The 6678-nt window shown below is 43.7% G+C and carries 6 protein-coding genes; 4 read left to right on the top strand and 2 right to left on the bottom strand.

Going from position 1 to position 6678, the window contains the following annotated elements; genetic code table 11:
- Positions 1-139: 139 nt before the first annotated feature.
- Positions 140-628: an HD domain-containing protein gene (locus AC4OGX_RS03725; RefSeq protein ID WP_493328539.1), complete on the bottom strand. Its 489-nt coding sequence runs from the start codon at positions 626-628 to the stop codon at positions 140-142.
- A gap of 340 nt (positions 629-968) precedes the next feature.
- On the opposite strand from AC4OGX_RS03725, the gene AC4OGX_RS03720 reads away from it, so the two are divergent.
- The 4 genes from AC4OGX_RS03720 to AC4OGX_RS03705 all read left to right on the top strand — a co-directional run bounded on the left by AC4OGX_RS03720 (position 969) and on the right by AC4OGX_RS03705 (position 5093).
- The gene (locus AC4OGX_RS03720; protein WP_493328520.1) at positions 969-1727 is read left to right on the top strand and encodes a transposase; all 759 of its coding nucleotides are present in this window, start codon (positions 969-971) and stop codon (positions 1725-1727) included.
- 102 nt (positions 1728-1829) lie between these two features.
- Entirely contained in the window at positions 1830-2996 is a 1167-nt protein-coding gene (locus AC4OGX_RS03715) for a LysM peptidoglycan-binding domain-containing protein (RefSeq protein WP_493328519.1), read from the top strand.
- A gap of 76 nt (positions 2997-3072) precedes the next feature.
- Complete coding sequence (locus tag AC4OGX_RS03710) at positions 3073-4266, top strand: DUF5711 family protein (RefSeq protein ID WP_493328518.1); 1194 nt, start codon at positions 3073-3075, stop codon at positions 4264-4266.
- Between the two features lie 8 nt (positions 4267-4274).
- Positions 4275-5093 (top strand): CvpA family protein, encoded by an 819-nt coding sequence (locus tag AC4OGX_RS03705; RefSeq protein ID WP_493328517.1) that lies wholly within the window; start codon positions 4275-4277, stop codon positions 5091-5093.
- A 154-nt stretch (positions 5094-5247) separates the two neighbouring features.
- Here the strand turns inward: AC4OGX_RS03705 and AC4OGX_RS03700 are convergent, their stop codons facing one another.
- Positions 5248-6483, bottom strand: coding sequence for a helix-turn-helix domain-containing protein (locus AC4OGX_RS03700; RefSeq protein ID WP_493328516.1), 1236 nt, complete (start codon positions 6481-6483; stop codon positions 5248-5250).
- Positions 6484-6678 lie beyond the last annotated feature (195 nt).

The following is a 6678-nucleotide window of genomic DNA, read 5'->3' as shown; positions in this document are numbered from 1 at the left end:
TGTGCGCGTCAACTATTGAAAGCGCCGTGTACCGAACGGTACGCACGGTGCTGTGAGAGGACGGGAGTTAATCACTCCCTCCTACTCGATTCCATTTTCAGAATATTCTGATAAATGGCTTTTCTATAGGCATAGCTTATTACCGCTGGCTTGTCTCCAGAGCCCCACAGTATTTATCGGTCAGGGTGGTGATCCAACCTTCCTTCGTACGTGGGAAATGAAAAAGTGTCACAGGCCACATGTGGTTTTTAATTACATCTTCTTGAATATGATTTAATTCAAAGAACTTTTTGGCATGTTTATGAGCACATGCTGGATGCGTCATTCCGTGGAAATGGTCCCCGGTCCTGGCAGCATGGGTATGCCAATCATACAGGAACAGGTCGTGGAGCATCCCACCCCGGGCGGCTGACCGTGCATCTAATTGAAAAAAGCGGCATAGGACATAATTATAATATGCGACATGAAGGCAGTGCTGGTAGCAGTTTGTATGTCCATGGTGCGGATAAAGCTTCATACGCAGGACAACAGGATGTTCCGCGATATCTTTGATACATTCATAGAAATCATCTCCCCAGTCCCGTCTGAGATCCTCTTTGATCTCTGATGCTTCACGTCTTAAGTTCATAAGTAATTTATTTTTTAATCTCATCATAAACACCTCGGATTATTTTACTTTTGTTGTTTTTACTATCATAACATCGGAAATATGGAGATTCAATTTTTCTGTAGAAATCTTAAGAAAAATATGATATTCTCTTAATATCTATACTGCATTTCTTTAGTTTCATTGAACCATTCACAGTTCAATCTATGCGGTATTGGTCATGAGGGGCAAAAGGCCCGTCAGAGAATCTGTTCCATTTCGGGACAATTTTCACACAGAGATACTATTTAAAATAGGAAACAAAGTAACAAACTGGTTTACAAGTAAGAAAGCAGAAACAAAATAATTTAAGGAGGTACAAATGCCGAGAAGGAAACGGAGAGAAAGCGGAACAGAGGTCTACCATATTATTATCCGCGGAAACAACAAAGAGAAAATATTTGAAAGGGATACCGATAAGATTTCATTTACTCAAATTTTAAAAAAGAAGATGAAAAGTTATCCGATTACGATCTATGCATACTGTATAATGATTAATCATGTGCATATTTTGATCAAATCAGAGATTGAGGTGCTGGCGAGGTTCATGCAGTCCCTGAATTCGACATACGCTGAGGGGTATAATGCCAAATACGACAGAAGCGGACACGTTTTCCAGGGGCGTTACTACAGCGACTGTGTGGAAACAGAGGAATATTACTGGTGCTGTCTGCGGTACATCCATAACAATCCAGTGAAAATCAGCCTGGTAAAGGAGCCCTATGCCTATGAATTCAGCAGTGCCGCCGAGTATTTTGCAGGAACCTGTGAACTGATCTCAGAGGGTTCATACCAGATGTTAGAGACCCGCTTTCAGACTTCAGAAGACTTTTGGAACTTCCACCATCTTTTTGAACAGAAGTCATTCCTCGACACCGTTGAAGATGAGCGGATTCATAACTATGAAAGAGTTAAGATTTTAGTCGAGAAATATCTGTTTGAACATCAGATTGAAGAGGTTCAGACTATACTAACTATCGGCCCGGTAAAGCAAGACTTCTTGAAGGCATGTAAACGGGAAACGGGGCTTTCTGGGAGAAAAATTGAGAATATTCTGAAAATGGACAGCAAAAGGGTCTGACCCCTTTGCAAATCTTTTTGTCGAACGCACCTGACACCAAGCGATAAATTCAGCCTTTTCGTTATGCTATGCTTGAGAAAAATTTTATTTGAGGTGAGTGTAATGGAGAGACAGATTCCTAAAAATGTGCGTCAGATCGGGAATGTCAGTGACAGCCCGAAGATTTATGTAGAAGATTATGTAGATACATTTTTCGCCCAGTTATGCGAAAAAGCGGGGGAGACACCGATAGGTGCGTTCCTGATAGGTGATATGCAGAAAACGGATGAGGAGGAGTATGTTTACATATATGGTGCGGTCCAGATGCACGACTTGAAGATGTCGGGCAGTGATTATGTAATTGATGATGATACATGGAAGAAAGCGTATGAGGACTGCAAACAGTATTTTGAGGACGGAGAGATGCTGGGGTGGTTTGTTGCCCACCCGGGTGTGCCGCTTACGCCGGAGCATGGCACGGTAAAGCTTCATAAGAAATCGTTCCCGAAAAAGAATACGATCTTTATTATGAAAGATCCTGTGGAGAAGGACGAGGTATATTTTGTACAGAAGTTCAATGATCTGATGGAGATCGGAGGGCACTATACATATTATGAGAAAAACCCGTGTATGCAGAACTATATGATTTCATCAAGAAAGAAGAATGGGGTGAGTCCCTCGGAGACTGTTGAGGATCGAGCTGCAAAGGACTTTCGCAGTCTGGTCAGAACCAGGGAGGAACAACAGCGTCAGAAGAAAACAAACCGTCTGATGTATGCGGTCAGCGCTTGTCTGGTGCTTATCGTGATCATTATGGGTGTGACCACGATCAATAACTTTGACAAGATGAAATCGGTTCAGACCGCACTGAACAAGATATCGAGCTCCTCATCTAATGACACACAGTCGGTCGAGGCACAGGAGACAAGCGGTTCGGTCACTGCAGTCACGGGAGAGGCCGCGGGTAAGCAGATAGGGCAGCAAAATGACGGACAGGCCGCAGGAAAGGAAGAGGGACAAGCCCTGGGTGAAACCGCCGGTGGTGCCGGGGATCAGGATGCAGACAGCCAGGATGAGAAAGACACCGGAAAAGATGGTGGTGATGGAGAGAAGGCAGACGAAGGGACGAATGGAAGCGATGGCGTCTACGTTGTTGAGCAGGGAGACACTCTTGCCATCATAAGCCGGAAAATGTACGGGGACGTGACCCATGTAGATGCGATCTGTAAAATGAACGGGCTTACCAACGGAAATCTGATCTATGTAGGCCAAAAACTGGTGCTCCCGTAAAGCAGGGCTTTCACGGGAATCGAATTTGTGATATAATGCACGGGTAAGATGAACGAACAGTAATAAGGGGACCAACATGAAGCAAAAGAAGAACCCGAATTTAAAGGTAGCCGAGCCTGCGAATTTGGAGAAGTTAAAGAAGGCCGCCAGAAAGCGTAAGCGTGATACCATGAAGAAATGGGGGATCATCACAGTCCTGGCGGTTATGATCATAGGTGGAACCTACCTGCTTATTAAGAATCAGTCCTATACCGCCGTGCGTGAGGCCGCCTCTTACGCCGACGAGACATCGGATACCAACCGTTATGCACAGTTTGCAGAGGGAATCGTCCGGTACAGCAGGGACGGAGTGGTTTATCTAAACCGGAAGAATGAAGAGCAGTGGATCTCACCGTGTCAGATGCAGAATCCCGTGATCGATGTAAATGAAGAAACCTTTGCCGTAGCAGATAACGGAGGAAATTCCATCCTCGTATTCACAGAGGAGGGACTCAAAGGCGAGATAGAGACGACGCTCCCGATTGAAAAGATGTCCGTCTCAAATCAGGGGATCGTGAGCGTTATTTTAAAAAATGAAAATTCACCCATGATCGTATCCTATGATGCCACAGGCAATATCCTGGTCGAGCATCAGGTCACTGTAAGCAGTACAGGCTATCCCTTAGCTTTGGACATGTCCCGGGATGGCATGACGCTGGCAGTATCCTACCTCTTCACGAAAAACGGTGCACTCAAGTCCAAGGTCGCATTCTATAATTTCGGGGAGGCAGGAAAGGCAAAGACCGATAATGAAGTGGGTATGGAAGAATATGACGGGAAGATCATCCCGGAAGTGTATTTTATGGATGATACGACATCCATAGCAGTCAGCGACAGCTCCTTCATTATATATGAAGGAACAGATGTGCCGAAGAAAAAGAAAGAGATTGAGCTGAATCAAGAGATCAAAAGTGTGTTCCATACAGACAAATATATCGGTTTCACGCTTTTGAACAAAAAGAAGTCAGGATATGAGGCAAGGCTGTATAATAAGTCCGGAAAAGAGGTCATGGACAAAGCGTTTACCGGGGAATACAGTAATATCAAGATGGTTGAAGATGAGATCATCATGTTTTCAGGTTCCAAGTGCTGCATTATAACGAAAAATGGTGTGCAGAGATTTAAAGGGGATCTGAAAACGGAAGCATTAGAAGTCATCCCTGCCTTCGGGATAAATAGATACCTTGTGATGAGCGCAAATGAACTGCGGGTAGTTTATTTAGCGAAATAGGAGAGCGTATGGATAACTGGTTGTTGATAATTGTAGGCGTGATTTTTTTGATCTGTATTGTGGTAGGATTTGTAAGAGGCTTTTTTAAAAGTGCACTTTCACTCCTTTCCACAGTACTTACCATTGTGCTGATGATCGTGCTGAATCCTTATGTGGCACAGGCACTGACGAAGTATACGCCGATCGATGATATGATAGAGAAAAAATGTGTGGAAGCATTTATGCCGGAGATTTCTACAGAAGAGCTGGCAAAAGCGGATCTAAGCGGCACACCGCTCGCTGATCTGAGCGAAGACGATATGGCGGCTTTAAATCAATTGGACTGGGAAAGTCTGGGGATTACGGCAGGAGATATTCTCAAAGTGATAGGAGAGGTCCCGAAAGACATCCAGATCAAGATGATCGAGGATTCAACACTTCCGTCCTTCTTAAAGGACCTGATCTTGGAAAATAACAATTCCGCCATCTATAATGAACTGAGTGTAGCCAGCTTTCCGGAGTATGTGGCCTCATATATTGCCAGAATGGTGATCAAGGTATTGGCATTCCTGGTGACATTTTTGCTTGCCGTGATTATCGTAAAGGCATTGATGACCGCAGTAGATGTGATCGGAGAGCTGCCGGTGGTGGGCACGCTCAATCACCTTGCAGGTGCTCTGCTGGGTGTTTTTGTGGCGCTTCTGATCGTGTGGCTGGGATTTCTGGTCCTTACGATGGTGTATTCTACTGTAGTTGGAAAACAGTGCTTTGATATGATAGAGAGCAGCCAGATACTCACATTCCTATATGATAAAAATATACTGCTCCAGAAGCTTGTGAAGTTTTAAAACAGGCCCGGGTCCGGCAGACAGGATCACATAAAAACTGCATAAACAGACAATATCCCATAGACATGATGTTTATGGGATATTTTATTGTAAAGGGAAATGAGACATTTATCCAAAGCTTTGCCGCAAATACACCGGGACATCTTTGAATCTATCAGGTATTATGATCCGCCTTGATCTGAGAACGGTATCCGGACGGAGACATACCCACCTGCTGTCGGAAGATTCTGGAGAAATAATTCAGATCCTGGATTCCGCAGGCCCCGGCAATATTCTGTATGGACAGAGAACTGGTATTGAGCAGATAAAGAGAATGCTCGATCCGTTTTTGATTGACATAAGCCGTAAGTGTGATGCCGGTCTCTTTTTTAAATACCGTAGACAGATAATTTTTGTTTAAGGAGAAATGCTCTGCGATCACCTGCAGCCCCAGATCCTCCTTGAGATTAAAGTTAATATGCATAATGACTTTCTGTATGGTAGGCGAATAATCTTTCAGGGAATATCTGCGCACAAGCAGGCAGTATTTGAGAGGGATATCCCTGTAAAGAGCATTCAGCTCCTTTAGATTGGCTGCATACTCGATCCTGGCAGTATATTTATTAGACTGTGTATCCAGGTAGATCGGGTGGACACCCCCATATTGTGCGGCCTTGCGGCAGATGGTATTAAATACAAGCAGATTATTCTTCTGGTCACGCAGTGAATTCGGAAAGCGCTGCTTGATGGAGGCGAGATCTAAGTGCTGGCGGATCTGAGAGATCCTCTCTGTATCCCCGGTGCTGATACATTTCATCAGGAAGTCCTCACTCCCATATTTTTGCTCCATATAAGACAGGGATGAGTTGGTGGGAGCCTCAATGGATGATGTAAATACAGGTGCTATAGGTGCGGCATTGGAAAGATGTGTCATCGTCCGGGTCTCATTCCCCCACAACCTGCGCACCAGGGTGAAAACCAGGCTTTCCATCCACTGCTTCTCATTGATCACCGGAAGTGAAAAATAGTACTGCTGAATAAAATCCCAATGGCTTTCCGGCAGCTGATTCTGGCGGCAGAGATTCAGAATATGGCTGTTCGTGAACGGAGTGTAAGAAAACGGGCCGATGGAAAGGAAAGAAGCAGGTTTTGTGTCTGGAAGATTTAAAAAAATATACTCACATCCAAAAGTGTCTGTAGTCTGAAAAAGCGTATAGGTCTCAAACGTTTTTAAAAAATCCCGGGTAGATTTCTTAATAAAATCCAATGCATTTTTATCTAAACTGTAAATAGTCTTTCTAAGCCCCAGATCAAAAGTAGCATCATATTCCGAAGAAAACGGATAAATTCTTGATTGTACCCGCACATCTTTTAAGACAGATTGGGTAAAGGATATCAGGGTTTGGTACATATTGGAAGCTCCTATTCGTATTTGATTCTTTAATTATAGCATAATATTCAGGTTTGAAAAAGTAATGATGTAAATAATACTAATAAAGAGAAAAATTGTAATAACAAAAAATCGATATAGTGGATATAGTGTATCCATAAGCCATCCCACTGATTGCTTTATCGTGGGTGAAAACTGATATTAGGTTAAAAAGTG

Source organism: Faecalicatena sp. (genome assembly GCF_058819085.1).
The sequence above is the reverse complement of the archived record's forward strand: the minus strand, read 5'-3'. Positions and strand labels throughout refer to the sequence as shown.

Bases quoted from the DNA above. Each gene is read 5' to 3' on its own strand.
- AC4OGX_RS03725 (WP_493328539.1), bottom strand. From the start codon at position 628: ATGAACTTAAGACGTGAAGCATCAGAGATCAAAGAGGATCTCAGACGG.
- AC4OGX_RS03720 (WP_493328520.1), top strand. From the start codon at position 969: ATGCCGAGAAGGAAACGGAGAGAAAGCGGAACAGAGGTCTACCATATT.
- AC4OGX_RS03715 (WP_493328519.1), top strand. From the start codon at position 1,830: ATGGAGAGACAGATTCCTAAAAATGTGCGTCAGATCGGGAATGTCAGT.
- AC4OGX_RS03710 (WP_493328518.1), top strand. From the start codon at position 3,073: ATGAAGCAAAAGAAGAACCCGAATTTAAAGGTAGCCGAGCCTGCGAAT.
- AC4OGX_RS03705 (WP_493328517.1), top strand. From the start codon at position 4,275: ATGGATAACTGGTTGTTGATAATTGTAGGCGTGATTTTTTTGATCTGT.
- AC4OGX_RS03700 (WP_493328516.1), bottom strand. From the start codon at position 6,483: ATGTACCAAACCCTGATATCCTTTACCCAATCTGTCTTAAAAGATGTG.